Origin of the sequence: Methanospirillum hungatei JF-1 (assembly GCF_000013445.1) — an archaeon.
In the GTDB taxonomy this organism is placed as follows: Archaea; Halobacteriota; Methanomicrobia; order Methanomicrobiales; family Methanospirillaceae; genus Methanospirillum; species Methanospirillum hungatei.
The window spans coordinates 1,240,416-1,258,186 of record NC_007796.1 but is presented as its reverse complement, the minus strand read 5'-3'; the positions used below and the strand labels follow the sequence as shown (position 1 = coordinate 1,258,186).

At 46.5% G+C, this 17,771-nt stretch carries 18 protein-coding genes and 1 riboswitch; of the genes, 7 read left to right on the top strand and 11 right to left on the bottom strand.

Annotated elements, in window-relative coordinates:
• Positions 1–48: 48 nt before the first annotated feature.
• Positions 49–957 carry an ornithine carbamoyltransferase gene (gene argF / locus MHUN_RS05830; RefSeq protein WP_011448140.1) on the bottom strand — a complete coding sequence of 303 codons (909 nt, stop codon included), beginning with the start codon at positions 955–957 and terminating at the stop codon, positions 49–51.
• Positions 954–2,252, bottom strand: a complete 1,299-nt coding sequence (gene purD, locus MHUN_RS05825) for a phosphoribosylamine--glycine ligase (RefSeq protein WP_011448139.1) — start codon at positions 2,250–2,252, stop codon at positions 954–956. Before purD ends, argF begins: the two co-directional genes overlap by 4 nt.
• A 346-nt stretch (positions 2,253–2,598) precedes the next feature.
• On the opposite strand from purD, the gene MHUN_RS05820 reads away from it, so the two are divergent.
• Positions 2,599–4,152 carry an ATP-binding protein gene (locus MHUN_RS05820; protein WP_011448138.1) on the top strand — a complete coding sequence of 518 codons (1,554 nt, stop codon included), beginning with the start codon at positions 2,599–2,601 and terminating at the stop codon, positions 4,150–4,152.
• 40 nt (positions 4,153–4,192) lie between these two features.
• Complete coding sequence (locus MHUN_RS17285) at positions 4,193–4,996, top strand: class I SAM-dependent methyltransferase (RefSeq protein ID WP_011448137.1); 804 nt, start codon at positions 4,193–4,195, stop codon at positions 4,994–4,996.
• Between the two features lie 15 nt (positions 4,997–5,011).
• Here the strand turns inward: MHUN_RS17285 and MHUN_RS05810 are convergent, their stop codons facing one another.
• The 3 genes from MHUN_RS05810 to MHUN_RS05800 are packed head-to-tail and all read right to left on the bottom strand — an operon-like array spanning position 5,012 to position 7,639.
• A complete protein-coding gene (locus MHUN_RS05810) occupies positions 5,012–6,577 on the bottom strand; it encodes an NHL repeat-containing protein (RefSeq protein WP_011448136.1) in 1,566 nt (521 codons plus the stop codon).
• 49 nt (positions 6,578–6,626) lie between these two features.
• Positions 6,627–7,145: an orotate phosphoribosyltransferase gene (gene pyrE / locus MHUN_RS05805; RefSeq protein ID WP_011448135.1), complete on the bottom strand. Its 519-nt coding sequence runs from the start codon at positions 7,143–7,145 to the stop codon at positions 6,627–6,629.
• The gene (locus tag MHUN_RS05800) at positions 7,139–7,639 is read right to left on the bottom strand and encodes a CDP-2,3-bis-(O-geranylgeranyl)-sn-glycerol synthase (RefSeq protein ID WP_048067819.1); all 501 of its coding nucleotides are present in this window, start codon (positions 7,637–7,639) and stop codon (positions 7,139–7,141) included. The genes pyrE and MHUN_RS05800 overlap by 7 nt, the downstream gene beginning before the upstream one ends.
• 113 nt (positions 7,640–7,752) lie before the next feature.
• Here MHUN_RS05800 and tes point away from each other — a divergent pair, with 113 nt between their 5' ends.
• Together tes and MHUN_RS05790 are read left to right on the top strand one after the other, a co-directional pair.
• The gene (tes, locus tag MHUN_RS05795; RefSeq protein ID WP_011448133.1) at positions 7,753–9,240 is read left to right on the top strand and encodes a tetraether lipid synthase Tes; all 1,488 of its coding nucleotides are present in this window, start codon (positions 7,753–7,755) and stop codon (positions 9,238–9,240) included.
• A gap of 20 nt (positions 9,241–9,260) precedes the next feature.
• Complete coding sequence (locus tag MHUN_RS05790; RefSeq protein ID WP_011448132.1) at positions 9,261–10,049, top strand: ATP-grasp domain-containing protein; 789 nt, start codon at positions 9,261–9,263, stop codon at positions 10,047–10,049.
• A gap of 6 nt (positions 10,050–10,055) precedes the next feature.
• Here MHUN_RS05790 and MHUN_RS05785 read toward each other — a convergent pair whose 3' ends face one another.
• From MHUN_RS05785 to MHUN_RS05775, 3 genes are all read right to left on the bottom strand, one after another.
• On the bottom strand, positions 10,056–10,340 hold the full coding sequence (locus MHUN_RS05785; RefSeq protein ID WP_011448131.1) for a UPF0058 family protein: 285 nt from the start codon (positions 10,338–10,340) through the stop codon (positions 10,056–10,058).
• A gap of 57 nt (positions 10,341–10,397) precedes the next feature.
• A complete protein-coding gene (gene dnaG / locus MHUN_RS05780; protein ID WP_011448130.1) occupies positions 10,398–11,720 on the bottom strand; it encodes a DNA primase DnaG in 1,323 nt (440 codons plus the stop codon).
• A 102-nt stretch (positions 11,721–11,822) separates the two neighbouring features.
• Entirely contained in the window at positions 11,823–12,176 is a 354-nt protein-coding gene (locus MHUN_RS05775; RefSeq protein WP_011448129.1) for a DUF167 domain-containing protein, read from the bottom strand.
• A gap of 223 nt (positions 12,177–12,399) precedes the next feature.
• On the opposite strand from MHUN_RS05775, the gene eno reads away from it, so the two are divergent.
• Positions 12,400–13,680, top strand: coding sequence for a phosphopyruvate hydratase (gene eno / locus MHUN_RS05770; RefSeq protein ID WP_011448128.1), 1,281 nt, complete (start codon positions 12,400–12,402; stop codon positions 13,678–13,680).
• A gap of 1 nt (position 13,681) precedes the next feature.
• Positions 13,682–13,744, top strand: a riboswitch (Fluoride riboswitch).
• 10 nt (positions 13,745–13,754) lie between these two features.
• Here eno and MHUN_RS05765 read toward each other — a convergent pair.
• The 3 genes from MHUN_RS05765 to MHUN_RS05755 are packed head-to-tail and all read right to left on the bottom strand — an operon-like array spanning position 13,755 to position 14,851.
• Positions 13,755–14,078 carry a DUF190 domain-containing protein gene (locus MHUN_RS05765; RefSeq protein ID WP_011448127.1) on the bottom strand — a complete coding sequence of 108 codons (324 nt, stop codon included), beginning with the start codon at positions 14,076–14,078 and terminating at the stop codon, positions 13,755–13,757.
• The gene (gene crcB, locus MHUN_RS05760) at positions 14,079–14,441 is read right to left on the bottom strand and encodes a fluoride efflux transporter CrcB (RefSeq protein WP_011448126.1); all 363 of its coding nucleotides are present in this window, start codon (positions 14,439–14,441) and stop codon (positions 14,079–14,081) included.
• Positions 14,429–14,851, bottom strand: a complete 423-nt coding sequence (locus MHUN_RS05755; protein ID WP_011448125.1) for a CrcB family protein — start codon at positions 14,849–14,851, stop codon at positions 14,429–14,431. The genes crcB and MHUN_RS05755 overlap by 13 nt, the downstream gene beginning before the upstream one ends.
• Positions 14,852–14,881: 30 nt before the next feature.
• On the opposite strand from MHUN_RS05755, the gene MHUN_RS05750 reads away from it, so the two are divergent.
• Entirely contained in the window at positions 14,882–15,340 is a 459-nt protein-coding gene (locus tag MHUN_RS05750) for a hypothetical protein (RefSeq protein WP_011448124.1), read from the top strand.
• 94 nt (positions 15,341–15,434) lie between these two features.
• Positions 15,435–17,429: a dynamin family protein gene (locus MHUN_RS05745; protein ID WP_011448123.1), complete on the top strand. Its 1,995-nt coding sequence runs from the start codon at positions 15,435–15,437 to the stop codon at positions 17,427–17,429.
• The last annotated feature ends 342 nt before the right edge of the window (positions 17,430–17,771 follow it).

Below are 17,771 nucleotides of genomic sequence, written 5' to 3'. Positions count from 1 at the left end.
CCAATTCTGGAATCAGTTAAATTCCAGAAAAAAGAAATTGATATTCTTTTATGCCAATAACCTGACCAGAAGAGCTTTCTGTGCATGCAGCCTGTTTTCTGCCTGATCCCACACCGCACTAGCCTTACTATCCAAAACCTCGTCGGTGATCTCCCAGTTCCGGTGTGCCGGGAGACAATGCATCACAATAGCCCCTGGTTTTGCACAGGCCATCAGTTCAGCGTTCACCTGGTAGGGCATGAAGATCTGTCTTCTCCGGTCAATCTCCTCTTCCTGCCCCATTGAGATCCAGGTGTCCGTCATGACCACATCAGCACCAGTGGCCGCTTCCCGTGGATCGGTCACAATCCTGACCTTTGCTCCCATCCGGAGTGCTTCAGAAACAACATCTTCTCCTGGAGCAAATTCGGAAGGTGAAGCCACAATGACCTCCATACCGGTAAGAATAGTACTCAGAATAAGTGACGTACAGACATTATTCCCATCACCTATCCAGGCAACCTTCACTCCTTCGGTCCGAAAGAGTCGTTCCTCAATGGTCATGATATCGGCCAGGATCTGACACGGGTGCTCCCGATCTGACAGCCCGTTAATAACCGGAATATCGGCATGGGCGGCAAGTTCCAGAACCTCATCATGACGGTTCGCCCGGATCATAATTGCCGATACAAACCTGGACATAACCCGGGCAGTATCACGAATTGCCTCTCCCCTCCCAAGTTGCATGTCCTTCGGATTCAGGAACAGGGCATGACCTCCCAGCTCAAACATCCCGGCCTCAAACGATATCCGGGTTCTGGTCGATGATTTCTCAAAGATCATCCCCAGGGTTTTATGGGCAAGAACAGGGGTCTGTATGCCGACTCTACGCTCTTCCTTTAATTTTCTGGCATGTGCGATAAGATTTGCCAGTTCTTCCCGGGAGATGTCAAGAATGGATATGAAATCTTTCTTCATCTGATCTCCTTCATATGGGAAATTCTCTTCTCCAGAACTTCTCTGGTCCCAATATCAGAACGGTGACGGACAGGGCCCTGAACAGCAGATGCGGCCTCTTCTGCAATCCTCTCTGCCTCTTCCAGGGTATCGCCGATACCAACATAGGCCATGGTCCGTGAACTCTGGGTCACCAGGAATTCCCCCTCCCGGACAACGCTGGCATAATAACAGAGTGCCTTGTTATCTGGTCCGGGAATCAGTTTGCCGCCTGAAACGGGGTTGTCCGGGTATCCTTCCGGCACAAGATACTTACAAACGGTTGCTTTTTTCGCAAACGAAACCTCCGCCTTGTCAAGTGTTCCTGTCGTAATCGCCTGAACAAGGGTAGAAAAGTCACTGGTCAATAATGACAGGACATTCATGGCTTCAGGGTCACCAAATCTGGCATTGAATTCAATAACCATCGGACCCTGTGCCGTATTCATGAACTGACCATACAGAATTCCCACATACGGTGTCCCTTCAGCAGCAAGTGAAGCAATGGTCTGCTTCATGATGGCAAACGCCGAATTGTAATCCTCTTCGGTGACAAATGGAAACCGGTGATCAGGAAGAGTATAGGATCCCATACCACCGGTATTGGGCCCGACATCTCCTTCAAAGGCCCGTTTATGATCCTGCACAAGAGGCATCGGGACAAGATGGGTGCCATCGACGAATGCCTGCAGGGTGAACTCCTCTCCGATAAGCCGTTCCTCAATGACAACATTCCCTTTGAGTTCATGAACATATCTGCAGGCTTCCTCATGAGTCAGATGTTCACCCATAATCCTGACTCCCTTGCCCCCGGTCAAACCGGATGGTTTTATTGCATATTCTTTTGTTGTGGTTTTCAGGAATGCTTCGGCATCAGTGCCGGAGTGGAAGATATGGTATTCAGGAAGACCGGGGATATTATATTTCTTCATCAGGTTTCTGCAAAATGATTTGTCGGTCTCTATTCTCGCTGCCATTTTTGCAGGACCAACACATTTTACACCGGCTGCGGTAAGTGCATCAACAACGCCGGTTTCCAGGGGTGCCTCAGGACCGATACACGCAAACTGAATCTGATGCTCGATGCAGAACTTTTTCACCACTTCAGGGTCAGTTTCTGAAGCAATCAGGACCTTATATGCCAGTTCAGCAATCCCTGGATTCATCCTGTTCATTACCGCAAATATTCTCGTCTGTGGATTTTTGGAAAGGGCCTTTGCAATGGCATGTTCTCTGCCTCCGCTTCCGACAACAAGGATGTTTGTATGTGTATTCATTCCTGATAACTCCGATGAATTTGTATCATTCTATCAATTTTAAAAAAATTCAGAAAGTGCTTAAAAGGGGCACTCTCTCATGTGAATGGATAAAGATCCTGGTCGCTCTGCGAATGAAAATCTCTGCACTCGTGCAGAGGGGATGAGAAATAATCAGGTGGAGGAGTGAAAAATTGCCTCCTCTGGTACTAATTGCCATAGATATCGGATCTTAGATTAATATTCTCGTACCAATATGCGGTACACACCATTAAACCTATCATTAAAAATCCATGGTACGACCCTGTCAGAATAGGAAAGAAAGACCATCCTTAATTACTCATTATCACAAGTACGTACTATTCATATGCCCTCTCTTCAACTTCCTATCGGGATTCAGTCATTTGAGAAGATCAGGAACGAAGGGTATTACTACGTGGATAAAACTCCATACATCGCTGAGTTAGCTCAAAAAGGTTCATATTATTTTCTCTCCAGACCACGCAGGTTTGGCAAAAGCCTTTTTATCGACACTCTCTCCTGTGCATTTACAGGGAAAAAAGAATTGTTCTCAGGCCTTTATCTTGAACGTCCTGAATCAGGCTGGGATTTTGAGAAAAAATATCCTGTTATAAAAATCAGCTTTGCACAACGGGTGAACCGTTCATCTGCAGAATTATCTGAATATCTGACCAGAATAATTTCCCAGGAGGCAGCACAATATGGGCTTTCCATTGATCATTCCATCTCGTCCGGATTTCAACTGGAAGATCTGATACGTGAACTATTCAAAAAAACTGGAAATAAGGTTGTTCTTCTGGTTGATGAATATGATAAGCCGATTCTTGATAACCTTCATAATCAGAAGGTTGCCTTAGACCTTCGTGAAGATCTCAAGAGTTTTTATAGTATAATTAAAGATCTTGATCCATTTCTTACCTTTGTCATGCTCACCGGTGTTTCAAAATTTGCAAAAACCGGGATATTTTCTGGTCTGAACAATCTCAAGGACATTACCCTTGATTCCCGATACTCTGCGATATGCGGGTATACTCAGACAGATCTTGAGCAGATTTTTACAGAGCACCTCTCCAGATTTGATAAAGATGAGGTGAAACGATGGTACAATGGGTATTCCTGGACCGGTGAGTCGGTTTATAACCCGTTTGATATCCTCCTGCTTTTTGATGAAGGGACGTTCAAACCATATTGGTTCGAGACCGGAACGCCGACCTTTCTCATCAAACTCTGGGAGTCAAACCCACGACTTCCGGCTGACTACGAAGATCTTATTGCGGGGACCGATCTCCTCGGGTCATTTGATCCGGAACATATCAGGATAGAGACTCTGCTTTTTCAGGCAGGGTATCTTACGATTAAAAAATGGTCTGCAGATCCCATTCGGGGATTTACATGCTGGCTTGGATACCCTAATGTCGAAGTCAGAACCTCTTTAAATACCTTGTTCGCGGAAATCCTTTCAAAACAGGAGATTTCGAAAAATCGTGAAATGCTCTATGATATTCTTGAACGGGAAGACCCCAGTCAGGTGCATACCATTTTTTCTTCATTTTTTGCTTCAATACCTCACGATTGGTATAGGAAGAACCAGTTGTCGCAATTTGAAGGGTATTATGCGAGTATCGTGTACACGTATTTTGCAAGTCTTGGGTATGAGGTTATACCGGAAGATACTACCAATAAAGGCAGAATTGATCTTACCGTAAAAACCAAAACCGGTATCTGGATATTTGAATTTAAAGTTTCAGATTCTCCTTCGCCTGGAGTTGACAGCCCTCTCAACCAGATCAGGGAAAAAAAATACCGGGAGAAATATGAAAGCGATGGCAGGAAGATCTTTGAGATAGGTATCATTTTTAATCCTATGACACGGAACATCGATCACTGGGAAGTTCAATGATCCCTTCACATTATATGAAACCACACTCTTCTCTAACATTATGACCTTCCTTGCAACCGGATTTCGGCAGGTGGACCATTCAGAAGATCAGGAAAAACTAGTCCGGTGCCTGTCAGATATCAGAAACCATCCCTTCTTTCGGTCGGTAAAAGAAGAATCATTCGAGCTTTTGCAGATATCACCCGGAGATATCATCCTTGAGATCGGGTGCGGCCCTCTTGATGATGTCCATATCCTTGCCGGACGGTGCAGCCCCGAAGGACTGGTAATCGGATCGGATATCAGTTCTTCCCTTGTAACCCTTGCAAAAAAAGCCTTCAATATTCCGAACCTCTCCTACATCCGGATGGACGGGCAATACTCGGCAGTCCGTGACGGTGTATGTGATGCGGTCAGGGAAGACCGGGTTCTTCAGCATGTGCAAGATCCCCAGCATGTCATTGACGAGATGTATCGTGTCTTAAAACCGGGGGGAAGATGTGTCCTGTTTGAACCGGATTGGGAAAATTTCATCATCGACGGGGTTGATGAAGGGGTAACACGGGCTATTCTGAACTTCTGGTCAGATCAATTTGCCTGCGGTCATATCGGACGAAAACTTAGTCGGTTGTGTCAGAACGCAGGATTTACCGATGTAACGGTCTATCCACGGACGATGATCATGACCACGCTTAAAGAAGCGGAAACAATCTTCACCGTTACAGAAAATGCGAATCGGGCGGCAGTTGCCGGGTGCGTATCACAAAAGGAGGCTGATGCGTTTCTTGCTCACCTCACCGAAATGGACCGGAAAGGATTATTCTTTGGTTCCTTCACCGGCTACCTGGTTTCCGGGAAAAAATAAGGGCTGGATAGAATTCTACACGATAATATCATTTACCTTTGAATTTTTAATTCTCATGTAGGCAATCTCGGTGTTCCAGGGATTTTTCTCGATAAAGTCAAGAACACTTTTTATCTTCTGGTAATTCTCCCGGATCTTCCGTGCCTCATCACTCTTTACATCCTTCTCCTTATTTACCAGAAATTGATACTTTTCAGAGAGGGAAAAGATACTCTGCACGACATAGGTTGAATACAGATGATCTGCAGAGATGGACTTCTTCTCTTTTCCACTTCCTGTTCTCGTTCCTATATCTTTCCCTTTCTCTTCAAGATGGATCACAAACGGATCACTCTTCCGGTATTTCTGGGCAATTCCCCCGATAAATGATGGCCCATCCGGATTGATATACATGTATATACTGCCATTGCTATCCCGGTATGTGGCTACTGCCGTACTCTGCAGGGGATCGGTGAGACGGATACCAACCGCTGCATGAGAAAGACCCGGGTATGCGAGATAAACGACATCATACCCTGCCTCACTCAGAAGACCATATAAAAACAGGGCTTTGTCATACGTATTCCCCATTTTATCATGCAATATCTCTATCGGGTACCGGTTCTCTGCATTCTCAGTCAGAGGAATCTGCTGAATAAAATGGACAATACATTCCGATTTCGCCCGATCACTAATTCTTTTGATATTTGCCTGGCGTCTGAGTTCTTCCAATGTTGTCTTCAGGGTCTCCTGAGTTGTTTTATCTGCAAGGATAGCAGAAAGCTCCGGAATCCATTCCTCCGGATTTTTCGTTGAGACATCTGATGATTGGAATGACACTTTTTGTGCACCCAGATGAACCGACCGGTTGATGTCAAACGTCAGCGATAGGGTATTTCCTGACGACTGAATGGAAAATGTGCGCTCTACAAATGCAGGATTTGCTCCTTTTTGCGGAGTAACTATGAATTTCTCCAGGTCGGTAGTATTGAGTGATTCCTGGGGTTTTATTATCCTGACTTTTTTCGTTTCATCGGTTGGGATCTGCAGGCTCTGGAGGTACTGCCCCTGCGGGGTAAAGACCTGGATTCGTGCATTACCTGAATCACAAACATATATTAATTCTTCACCTGATGCATTAACAACACTGATCCCTGCCGGCGTGTCAAATGTACCATCCACATCTCCAAAACCTCCCCAGCTGGTAAGAAGAGATCCTTTATCACTGAGTTTTAATACCCGGTGGGTTGCTGAATCAGAAATGTATATATTCCCCTTATTATCATGGGTGAAACCGGCGATATCCCAGTATCCATAGGGTTTGGCGACATCCCTGGTTATAACCCTCTGCATCGTCCCGTTTGCCTGAACCAGAAAAAGGGCCTTGTCATCCAGATCACTGACTAAAAATGACTCATTGGAAAGGGGCAGGATATGTGAAGGCCGTATCAGGTCGGACTGACTGACTGGTGCCTGCCTTGCCCATGATGTATTATTCTGGATTTGTCCTGGTGCATCTCCATGATAAATATATCCAAGGAGAATACCGCCCAGAATACCGGCTATGAGAAGTATGACGATGCCAGCCGTATGCCGGTTCATAGACTAACCTTAGCCATACGGGTATAATGGCATGTCTGTCACCCGTCGATCACCCATTTATAAGATCCTGCATCCTGACCAGGGGGGTCAGTGTGATGTCAAGGCCCTGCAGTGTTTTTCCAGCACCTTCATTCCGGTCAACTACTGCTATGACATCGGTTACGACTGCACCGGCAGAGCGGAGCTGTTCAATCCCGAATACTGCAGACCCACCGGAAGTGGTGACATCTTCAACGAGCAGAATCCTCTTTCCAGCTACATCACCGATGATAAGGCTGGCAAGACCATGTCCTTTCTGCTCTTTCCTTATGATCACATACGGTTTATCAGAGGCAAGGGAGACTGACACCGCAAGGGGGACCCCTCCGACGGCAACACCTGCGACTGCATCGAAGTCCGTGCTGTGGGTAAGAACCTCTGCTGCAATCTTTTTCAGAATGGCCGGGCTTGTGATCGCTTTTTTGATATCAATATATACCGTGCTTTTTTTCCCGGACGCAAGGGTAAAATCTCCAAATCGTATGGCTTCAGCTGATATGAGCATCTCACGCAATGTAGCGGTTACCATGGTACCTTCTTCAATCCCAGTTTATACCCGATAATATTCACGGTCCGGTGGAGCAGGGGTGTCAGCACCAGAATGACGATCAGGAGTGGAATGGTCATGGTGTTTAGCATCCATATCGGATCAAACAGCAGGGTTAGAAGCAACGCCCCCACGACAAAGTCCAGCTGATCCACCAAAAACCACTCTCCTCCCCGGTCTATCCCCTGACGTCGTTTGAAAAAACTCTTAACCATATCTCCAAGAAGTGAACCGATGGCAAGCAGAATAACTGCAGTCAGGGTATGGGGGGGAAACCAGGGAACAAGTCCTGATATCTCTGCGTACATCTGGACTGCCCCGATAAGAATCCCGGCTGTTACCCCGCCGACGAACCCCCGGATGGTCTTCCCGTCCCCCAGGATACGCCTCCCGTCTGTCCAGTTCCTCCCCATATCAATGGGCATACCCCCACCGGTCAGTGCTGCAAAATTATTTGGCAGGTATGCGGGGAGCATCACCCATATCGCAGAGCCGATGAATATGAGTCCATTACTGAGTATTGTTGCAGAATCCGGCATACCTATAAGGTTAGGTTTTCGCATACATATGAGCAGAAGTAAAATCCGGTATGGGAATACCCGCTGGTGGTGATAGTATACTCCTCAAAAAAACGAAAAGTCTCTGTCCAATATGTAAAAAAGTACTAGAAGCAGAGATTATAGAGAACGAAGGAAAGGTGTATATAAACAGGACCTGTCCTGATCATGGTGATTTTTCATACCTGTACTGGGATGATGCAGACGCATGGCGCAGATATGAGGCGTTCGGGGTGAAGGGATCAGGCCTTGCAAACCCCCAGGTCGTGAAAGATATAAGCAGTTGTCCGTATGATTGTGGAATCTGTAACAATCATAAATCAACGACCCTCCTTGCTAATGTGGATCTGACAAACCGGTGTAATCTGAATTGTTCTTTCTGTTTTGCAAATGCACGGGCATGCGGGTACATCTATGAGCCCAGCTATGACCAGATCAAGGATATGCTGACGATCCTGCGCTCTGAAAAACCAACTCCTGCGCCGGCAGTTCAGTTTGCCGGAGGAGAGCCGACGCTCCGTGAAGATCTGTTTGAGATCATACAACTTGCAAAAAGTCTGGGGTTCATGCAGGTGCAGCTGGCAACGAACGGACTGATTCTTGCGCAGGATCCTGATTATGCACTCAGGCTCAAAGATGCCGGCCTTTCCACGGTATACCTGCACTTTGACGGGGTATCAAAAGAGACGAATTTCAAACTGGTGCATGATCTGAAAGCAATTGAAAACCTCAGAAAAGCAAAGCAGGGTGTGGTACTGGTACCAACCATCATCAAAGGCCATAATGATCATGAGATCGGTGATATTGTCCGGTTTGCTGCAGAAAATATTGATGTAATCCGTGGAGTGAACTTCCAACCGGTCTCATTTACCGGAGCGGCGTCACCGGAAGATATCGAACAGCAGCGGATAACAATCCCTGAGATACTAAACCGTATTGAAGAGCAGACCGAAGGGTCGGTTGAGAAAGAGGACTTTTATCCGGTTCCCTGTGTAGTCCCTATCAGTGACTTTGTAGAGGCATATACTGGTAAACCCCAACTCCGGTTTACGGCACACCAGCATTGTGGTGCAGCAACCTATGTCTTTGTCAGGAATAAGAAGATCGTCCCGATCAACCGCATGATCGATGTTGATGCGTTTTTTGATTCTATCGAGCGGCTCACGACCCAGCTCTCATCGGCAGGGCCTATCAGCAAGAAGATGGTTGCCATTAATGGGATTAAGGAACTCTATGCATCGGTGAAGAAGAGCGAGGAAGGGGGCCGTGAACTCTGGACCAGCCTTGGAAAAGCCCTTATCACCCATAACTTTGATTCCCTACGTGAGTTCCACTGGAATGCCCTCTTTATCGGGATGATGCATTTCATGGACAACTATAATTATGATGTCGAGCGGGTCAGCCAGTGCTGTATTCATTATGCTACACCGGACGGGACTCTCATTCCCTTCTGCACCTATAACAGTGGTCCGGTCTTCCGTGAACAGATCTGGAAGAAGTACAGCAGACCCTTTGAATAACCTCCCTTTTTTGATGTGCCATGCTAACCATTATTCCAAAACCAACCGATATTCCATCTGACAATTCAACCCGGATGGTCATGGATGAACTTGACCGGATGGGGTATCCGTACCAGGTCAGGTTTTTAGAAGCAATCGATCCGTTTTCAGATGATCTGTCCGGAGCGACCATCTGGGCCTGCGGAATCAGACAGAATGGTCATAATTTTGAATCACTCCAGGCCCTCTCACTGAAAAACAGGATTATTAACTCACCGGAGAGTATTGTCACCTGTGCAAGTAAGGTGATGACATCGGCCCTTCTGGTGCAGCACGGGGTCCCGACTCCTGCAACATTCTTTACCGAATCACGGACGCTGGCAGGGAAGTTTATACAAAAGCATACCAAGGCCGTGTCAAAACCGGTGTACGGGTTTGACGGGGTTGGGATTCATCTGGTTGAGAGTGAGGCAGAGCTTGGTGATCCACCATTTTACCTGCAGGAGTATGTGCCAAATGACCGCGACTTCCGGGTTTTTGTCATTGGAGACAAGGCAGTCGGGGCTATTATGAGGGTATCTGATCACCTGACCCATAACATCCACCAGGGAGGGTGCGGGAGTGCAATTGAAATTCCACAGGAGATGGCAGATATTGCAGTCAGGGCAGCACAGGTCGTCGGAGTAGATTACGCAGGCGTTGACCTGCTGTCCTGTAATGGATCATACGTCGTATTAGAAGTAAACGGCACACCCAACTGGCATTGTATGCAGGCCCCGATCCCCCGGCTCCTTGCAGAGTACCTGGTTTCCCAGGATCAAAAAAAGTAGAAGGTATTACCCTTCCATTTCTATCTCTTTTAGTGTCCTCTCAGCCAGTTCATGCATGCGGTCAGCCATTCGTGCTGCTGATGGATTGTCTACCTCCCTCATTGCCTTTGCGATGGCATTTCCAAGGACAAATATCGCATATTTATGCTCTATTTTGCTTCTGTGGGTTTGTGAAGGGGTAATTTCCAGGGCATCATACTCGGTAAAGTCTGCATCAGGGTTCTGCTCCTGAAGATACTCGCGGACATTGGTGAGCATGGTATGGAGGGATATCAATTCTTCTTTATGCACACTGGATCTCCATTATCTGATTAGTGAGAAAAATATAAAAAAATAGCCTGAAACCGGCTATCTGAATGGAATGAGGCGTATTGTAGCCGGAAGCCGCACTATGCCGGTAAATGAGGGTGCGGCAAGATACCTGATACCATGCATGGAGAACTGGTCAAGAAGCTGCTGGTTGATCTCCTGATCAATGACAATCCCCTCAAGGCCCTGTTCCAATGCCCCGAGTTTCTCCTCAACTTCTCCGGCAGGGAGTTCATTCTTCATCTCACCGCCAACTCCGATAAACCGTGCAGTTCCACGGTTTTTTACCTCCCTGATATGGGTAAACACGGTTCTTGGCCGGTTATCTTCCTCCTCATCCGGGAGATACGCCTGATACTCAGTGACGCTCTCTTCTTCAGAGACGGCATCCGGTATCTCTTCCGTGCATTCACAGGAGATTACTGCATCACTGGCAGGGGCTGGTTGTTGATATCGTGCCGGTTCACTTCCCCTCTCTGGTTCAGGCTCACGAATTGATGAAGTCTGTTGTTCAGATTTTTGTGATGCCAGGTACTCTGCGACCCGGTCTTCCAGGACATACTCAACCGGCACCTTGTTTCGAAGCGCTTTAATTATCTCCTTACGACTCAGGTCTTCAACCGACTCGCCCCGTGTAGGATACGCGACAAAATCCACATCGGTGACTTCAAGAAGTTCACGCAATATGAGATCCCCTCCCCGGTCCCCGTCAAAGAAAGCGGTTGTGGTCTTTTTCCGGCACAGGTCGATGATGGTCTTTGGAATACTGGTCCCTTCAACAGCCACAGCGTTTTTAATTCCGGCCCGGAGGAGGTTGATGACATCTGCCCTCCCTTCTACCACGATGATGGCGTCAGATGCGAGGACGTTTGGTCCGGCAGGGACGTTATCGACTCCGATGGTTGCTATCTTCTCGATCCGCTGGCTTTCACGTACAGCATCTATGAGTGAATCAGGATCAATCCCTGGTTCTTCAAACTCAAGGAGGAGAGCTTTTGCCCGTTCGATGATCTGGGTCCGTTTGGTAATCCTGACATCTTCAATCGATTGAACATGGATTTCTGAGACACAGGGACCGACGCGGTTGATAGTCTCCATGGAAGCGGCAAGTATTGCCGTCTCTGCCCGATCTACCGAGGTCGGGATGGTTATCTCACCATATGATTTTCCCAGTTTGCTCTGGATCTTGACATCAATCCGGCCAAGTTTGCCCTGTCTCTGGAGCTCACGAAGTTCAAGTTCTGACCCGAGGAGTCCTTCAATCTGACCAAAAATGGCCCCGACTACATCAGATCGGTCGACCACCCCGTCAGCCTGGACAACCAGGTGAATTCGATACTTCGTTGTGTCCTGTTCATACACGTAAGAACCCCTGTTCATAATAATGTGAATCATATCTACGGAGATTCATCTACCAGAAAGTATATAAGAATTAGGGTAGGGTCATATCAGTCTGAAGGTTTTCTACTCGTTGATGATGTCAATTATCTGCTGACGCGAGATACCATGAATTCTAACCTTCTTCACCGAAGAGGTCTGCCCTGACAGAATGGTGACGGCATGGACCGGCAGGTGAAAATATCCGGCGATGAGTTCCATGATCGCCTTGTTTGCTTTTCCCTCAACCGGGGGAGCTTTTACCGCAATACCAAATGCTTTCCGCCAGGGATTATATCCGTCAGGGAATAGAGACTTTTTACTCCCGGCTGATACTTCTATGGTGATGATAATACCTTCCGGAGTTTCCTGAAAAATATTTTTATAGTCTTTCCCGGATGCTTCCTTGTGATTATCCTGTCCTGGGTTTAATTTTTTCATGGTATATGGTACGTATAGTTTATTCTGCTATCGGGAGAGTCCAAGAATTTTAATGTAGAATCCGCATATTAAGACATGAGTCCGGGAACTCCCCCTGGGGACGCCGGACAGCAGATGGAACATCACATATATTGTCTGTATCACCATTTTTATTTCGCTCTCCAATTCTCACATGAGTTTTCCCTTTATTATATCCCGACCAATCTCTTTATGGTGAACCCCGATGGACACCAGAATTAAGAGAATAATAGCCCGTGAAATTCTTGATTCACGAGGAAATCCTACAGTAGAGGTCGATATCACCCTGAATAACGGGATACGAGGCCGGGCGGCATGTCCCTCCGGAGCATCAACCGGGATCCATGAAGCGGTTGAACGTCGAGATGGTGAAAAACGGTTTGGAGGCAAGGGAGTTCAGGGTGCCGTTCAGGCCGTTATGGACATCATCTCACCCAAACTTCTGGGAAGGGATGCTCTTGAGCAGAAAAGTATCGACTCGGTGATGATTGAGCTTGACGGGACCCCGAACAAGGCAAAACTTGGAGCAAATGCCATTCTTACGGTCTCAATGGCAGTTGCACGGGCTGCTGCAAACTCCGAAGACGTTCTGCTCTCAGAGTATCTCGGGCCCAAATCTACTCTCATGCCCGTTCCCTGTATGAATATTATGAACGGGGGCGCTCATGCCAACTGGCAGGGATCAGACTTTCAGGAGTACATGATAGCCCCGGTCGGAGCTCCTGACTATCCCGAAGCGGTTCGGTGGGGATGCGAAGTCTATCACTCCCTGAAATCAGTTCTGAAAAAGAAAGGACTTTCAACCGGTGTCGGTGATGAAGGAGGATTTGCTCCGATTGTGCCGTCAAATCTTGAACCTGCGTCGCTCATCGTCCACGCAATAGAAGAGGCCGGTTATATACCAGGAAAAGATATCGCTCTGGTCCTTGATCCAGCATCAAGCGGATTTTATAAGGATGGAAAATACACGCTGAAGACTGAGAAAAAGGTCCTCACATCAGAAGAAATGACTGATTATTATGAAGACATGATCCGGACCTACCCGATCATCTCTATTGAAGACGGACTTGCCGAGGATGACTGGGAAGGGTTTGCATTCATGACAAAACGTCTTGGAAATACCATCCAGATCGTCGGAGATGACATCTTTGTTACCAATCCTGAACGAATACACCGCGGTCTGAAAGAAAAGACTGCAAATGCGGTTCTTATAAAGCTCAACCAGATCGGTACGGTAACCGAAACCATAGATGCCATTCGTCTTGCTCAAAAAGCCGGCTGGGGAACGATGGTCTCTCACCGGAGTGGTGAGACCTGTGATTCATTCATTGCAGATCTGACGGTTGCACTTGGATGTGGTCAGCTCAAGACCGGTGCGCCCTGTCGTGGAGAGCGGGTTGAGAAGTATAATCAGCTCCTCCGTATTAACGAGTTCCTTGGAGATAAGGCCAGATACGCAGGAAGACAAGCATTCAATTCTGCATAATGTAAACCAGGGTGATGGGGTTCACCTGTAACCGCTTTTTCCAGCTGATGACTCCTCTTCCTGTTTACCAGGATTTACTTCTGTTTTCTTCCCATCTTCACATCATGGGTGATGACAAGCCCGTGTTCGACCAGTTCTTCCACTTCATCAACTATGCTCATAACCCGTTCCTTTGTATCAACGACATCGATGACCACCGGAAGGTCCATTGAGAAGTTCAGGACATCAACGGTGTGAATAACCTGTTCATGTCCATATCCAACCATACCCCGGAATACCGTACACCCGGGAAATCCTCTCTTCTGGAACATCTCAACAAGATGTCGATACGCCGGCTTTTTTCCGATTTTTGCTGATTCCGCGATATATATTCGTAATAACATGCCATCCGATAACATTTATCCTCCTGTTAAAATCAGCGTCACAAGAATGAAACTTAAAAGTACTCCAATCAGGCTTCCTATAAGATTTATTGAGATATTCAGAACCATAGTCTGATAATCCTGTTCCTCAAACATCCTGAACGTCTCAAAGGAGAAGGTTGAAAAGGTGGTAAACCCTCCCAGAATTCCGACATCCACCAGGTAAAAGATATCTCCGGGAGACCTGGAAAAAACGACGCATCCAAAGAGAGAACTGCCGATAATATTAACCAGGGCCGTTCCCAGAGGAATGCTCCTGACTGGACGGAGTTTTGAGAGCTCAAAGCGAAGCATGGCCCCGACCGCTCCTCCAATCCCGACAAGGATCAGATGTTCCATGATCTCCTACCCCGAAGTATGATCTGGCGTCCAATGAATACTCCCATAAGTCCGCACAGTATGTTTGCAGCGATAAAGATTATTCCATAAAAAAGTCCTGCTTCTATTGTCTGGGTTGCAAAGGCTGAAAAGGTCGTAAATGATCCGATCAATCCTGCACCAAGGAAGAGACGAGAGTTCCGGCTGAACGCTCCAAAGTAGATGGATTCGTACATCAGAAACCCGATAGCAATGCACCCCAGAACATTGACAATAAATGTCCCTAAAAGAGACGGAATCCATTCATTGATCTGATACCGGGCAACAGATCCGATACATCCGCCAATACCAACGAGTGCTGATTCTTTGGGTACAAAAGTGATATTGCATCCGAAATAGGATTTAAAAGTCCGAAAAATATTCAGGCACATCTTGACTACCTGTCACGTTCAGGATATATTATGCCAATACCCGGCCATATGTCTGATCCTGCATATGAGATGAATCGGAATGTTGATCGGATGTTACATCTGTATCATAACCGGCACTATAGGATTATCCATGAGGAGATCCGGTCCATGAAGTGGTTTATTGAGGATCTTACCTCCTCATACCGGTCAGTTCCATCCCCGCTGTATGACGTTATCATTGATATGGGGCAGAAATCACCGTCATTTTTTGATAACTTAATTCAATCCAGAACTCCAGCTGATCTGCTGGAGCGGTTCAGATTAAGCCTGTATCCTTTCTCTTTTATCCCTGATATGCAAGATGACTGGAGACTTCTTATCCTCATTCACCAGCTTTATGCTGATGCACTCGCCCGTGATATGAAAGGAGGCAGGCTTGCTGAGGGATTTTGTAATCCGTTAAAGGAGATCCGTCTTATGCTCAAAAATACACTTTCATCCAGGAATTGAGGGGTTATGACATACGTATGGAAACAGACATATGAGAATGATCTGACACTCTCCTTTCATCCGGTACTATCGGATATTGTCCAGGGTGATGGATATGTCTGAAAAGAGACCGGAACCTGAAAAAAATGGGATTTTCTCTCCAAGTCATGCAAACAGGATACGAATCGGATGTCAGCACCTGGATCATCTCCTTGATGAGATTGAACGGATAATGGATGAAGGTTCATCAAACACTTCATTTCCACAGTATGTGCCTGATATAACTCCTGCCCAGAAGACCTGCATTGAAGACTATATCTCCCATATGAGAAACAGGCTTTCCCGGGTTCTTGATAGTGCAGGTATCCCAAAGACCTCTCCGGATATTCCGGCATCCAGGGCCGTTCGTGTCAGGCTGGCATCGATGCAGATATCAGTCGATGAAATGCGTCCCTCTGCGATGCGGGGGTATGGAATGATGACCACTGAGGGCGAGACCTGTTTGTCAGGGGCGGTAAGTGAGCTTCGGGTTCTTATTCGTCAGGTTGAACAGTTCCTCTCCGGGACCGGTGGACAGAATATTAAAGAGCGACTCTCAAAACTGGAGAGTACATCCCATGATCTGGATCTTCTTCGCACCATTGAGCAGCGGGTATCAGATTATGGGCTTGTGGAATTCCGTGGTCAGATATCCTCTATTCTTGACAGTGCCGATGATCAGGTATTTGAGATTGCCGTATTTGGCAGAGTCAGTTCAGGAAAATCATCCCTATTAAATGCGATTCTTGGAGAAGATCTTCTTCCTGTCGGAGTAACTCCGGTCACTGCTCTCCCTATTCATATCCGCTGGAGCGACAAACGGGAAATTCTGGTCACATTTGTTGATAAAAATCCTATTGTCTGCCCTCCTGAAGATCTCTTTTTATATGCAACCGAGCAGCACAACCCTTCTAATTCACGGCATGTTACCCGGATAATTGCGCGGCTTCCTGCTCACAGACTTCTGGAAGGGGTAGGATTTGCAGACACCCCCGGTCTTGGGTCTCTTGCTACAAGCGGAGCTGCACTTACCCGTGCATACCTTCCCAGCTGTGATCTTGGTATTGTGCTCATCGATGCCGGATCAACGTTGACTGCAGAGGATATTCAGACGGTGTATTCACTTCAGAGTGCAGGAATTCCCGTTCAGATTCTGGTAAGTAAAGGAGATCTTCTCTCTGATGAAGAGAGTCTTTCTCTGTGCGAATATATCTCCTCACAGATAACGGTGCGATGTGATGTTCATTATCCGGTTCATCTGGTCAGTACCCGGAAATCTCACCGCCATCTCCTGGATACCTGGTTTGAATTAGCAATTCTCCCGCTCGTGAAAGATGCACGGGATATGAAAACCCGGTCTCTCCAGCGAAAGATCGGTCTGTTATGGGAGGCGGTTCAACATGCACTGTCAGAGGAGGAGAAAGATCCTGAATTATTAACTCCCGAACATGAACAGGAACTCTTGTCTATTGAAACAGCACTCCGAAATGGGTCTGCTCATATAGAAGAGACCCGAAATTATGCCCTCCATCAAAGCAGGAATCTCTTCTCTGATCTTTCTCCATTATGGGAGATGATGACAGAGCATGTAATTCAATCCATGAATGGTACTGATGCACAGGGGGAGGTGCATTCTCTTATCAGAGATGATATCGTGGGATATGTTCACCAAGAGAACACTCCGGTGCAGGACAAACTTATAGAACTTGCATCACAGCTGGATCTCATCCTGGAAAAGAGTGCTGCCATCCTTTCCATACCTGGTATCAGGGATAGTGAAGATCTCCGGTCAAAGATTCATGATATGCCACGATATGATCCCGGTTCTCTCAATATCTCGTTCTCACTTCCGGTCTATTCTACATTCCTGGGCCGGGCGTTTCTAGAAAATACCATCAGATCAAAATTAAAAGAACTCATGAAAAAAGAACTGAAGAAAAGTTTTGAGGTATATAAACGAATTTTGGTCCGGTGGACTGAACAGACATTAGGGTTGATTGAAAAGTCATATGAAAATACTGCCGGTCAATATCGGGCGGGAATAACAAGAATACTAAAAAATAACCGGTAAATTAAAAAATCATGCATTTTTTCGATATAATCCGTATGGTAATCATAATCGTAAACCGAAAAAATGATTATATGAGTTTTTTTGACGTAGATGATGATGTCCTCTTTTTCGAATTACCATCCATACATTTTCCATGTATGATCTCATCAATATAAGAAATCCTCTGATAAAATATCTCAATTCACAGAGATACCTGTATGTACTATTCATAGAATTTTTTTGATGCATGAGGTTATGAGTTCATGAAATTTTAGTGGTTATGGGTCTCTCTTATCGCAACAATTCTGGTGGAGATATCTATTCCATCCGTATTTTCACCACCATCTCCATATCCAGTCCGTC

Excerpts from the sequence above, each read along its gene's own strand:
- argF (WP_011448140.1), bottom strand. The coding sequence starts at position 957 with ATGAAGAAAGATTTCATATCCATTCTTGACATCTCCCGGGAAGAACTG.
- purD (WP_011448139.1), bottom strand. The coding sequence starts at position 2,252 with ATGAATACACATACAAACATCCTTGTTGTCGGAAGCGGAGGCAGAGAA.
- MHUN_RS05820 (WP_011448138.1), top strand. The coding sequence starts at position 2,599 with ATGCCCTCTCTTCAACTTCCTATCGGGATTCAGTCATTTGAGAAGATC.
- MHUN_RS17285 (WP_011448137.1), top strand. The coding sequence starts at position 4,193 with ATGACCTTCCTTGCAACCGGATTTCGGCAGGTGGACCATTCAGAAGAT.
- MHUN_RS05810 (WP_011448136.1), bottom strand. The coding sequence starts at position 6,577 with ATGAACCGGCATACGGCTGGCATCGTCATACTTCTCATAGCCGGTATT.
- pyrE (WP_011448135.1), bottom strand. The coding sequence starts at position 7,145 with ATGGTAACCGCTACATTGCGTGAGATGCTCATATCAGCTGAAGCCATA.
- MHUN_RS05800 (WP_048067819.1), bottom strand. The coding sequence starts at position 7,639 with ATGCTCCCCGCATACCTGCCAAATAATTTTGCAGCACTGACCGGTGGG.
- tes (WP_011448133.1), top strand. The coding sequence starts at position 7,753 with ATGGGAATACCCGCTGGTGGTGATAGTATACTCCTCAAAAAAACGAAA.
- MHUN_RS05790 (WP_011448132.1), top strand. The coding sequence starts at position 9,261 with ATGCTAACCATTATTCCAAAACCAACCGATATTCCATCTGACAATTCA.
- MHUN_RS05775 (WP_011448129.1), bottom strand. The coding sequence starts at position 12,176 with ATGAAAAAATTAAACCCAGGACAGGATAATCACAAGGAAGCATCCGGG.
- eno (WP_011448128.1), top strand. The coding sequence starts at position 12,400 with ATGGACACCAGAATTAAGAGAATAATAGCCCGTGAAATTCTTGATTCA.
- MHUN_RS05765 (WP_011448127.1), bottom strand. The coding sequence starts at position 14,078 with ATGTTATCGGATGGCATGTTATTACGAATATATATCGCGGAATCAGCA.
- crcB (WP_011448126.1), bottom strand. The coding sequence starts at position 14,441 with ATGGAACATCTGATCCTTGTCGGGATTGGAGGAGCGGTCGGGGCCATG.
- MHUN_RS05755 (WP_011448125.1), bottom strand. The coding sequence starts at position 14,851 with ATGTGCCTGAATATTTTTCGGACTTTTAAATCCTATTTCGGATGCAAT.
- MHUN_RS05750 (WP_011448124.1), top strand. The coding sequence starts at position 14,882 with ATGCCAATACCCGGCCATATGTCTGATCCTGCATATGAGATGAATCGG.
- MHUN_RS05745 (WP_011448123.1), top strand. The coding sequence starts at position 15,435 with ATGTCTGAAAAGAGACCGGAACCTGAAAAAAATGGGATTTTCTCTCCA.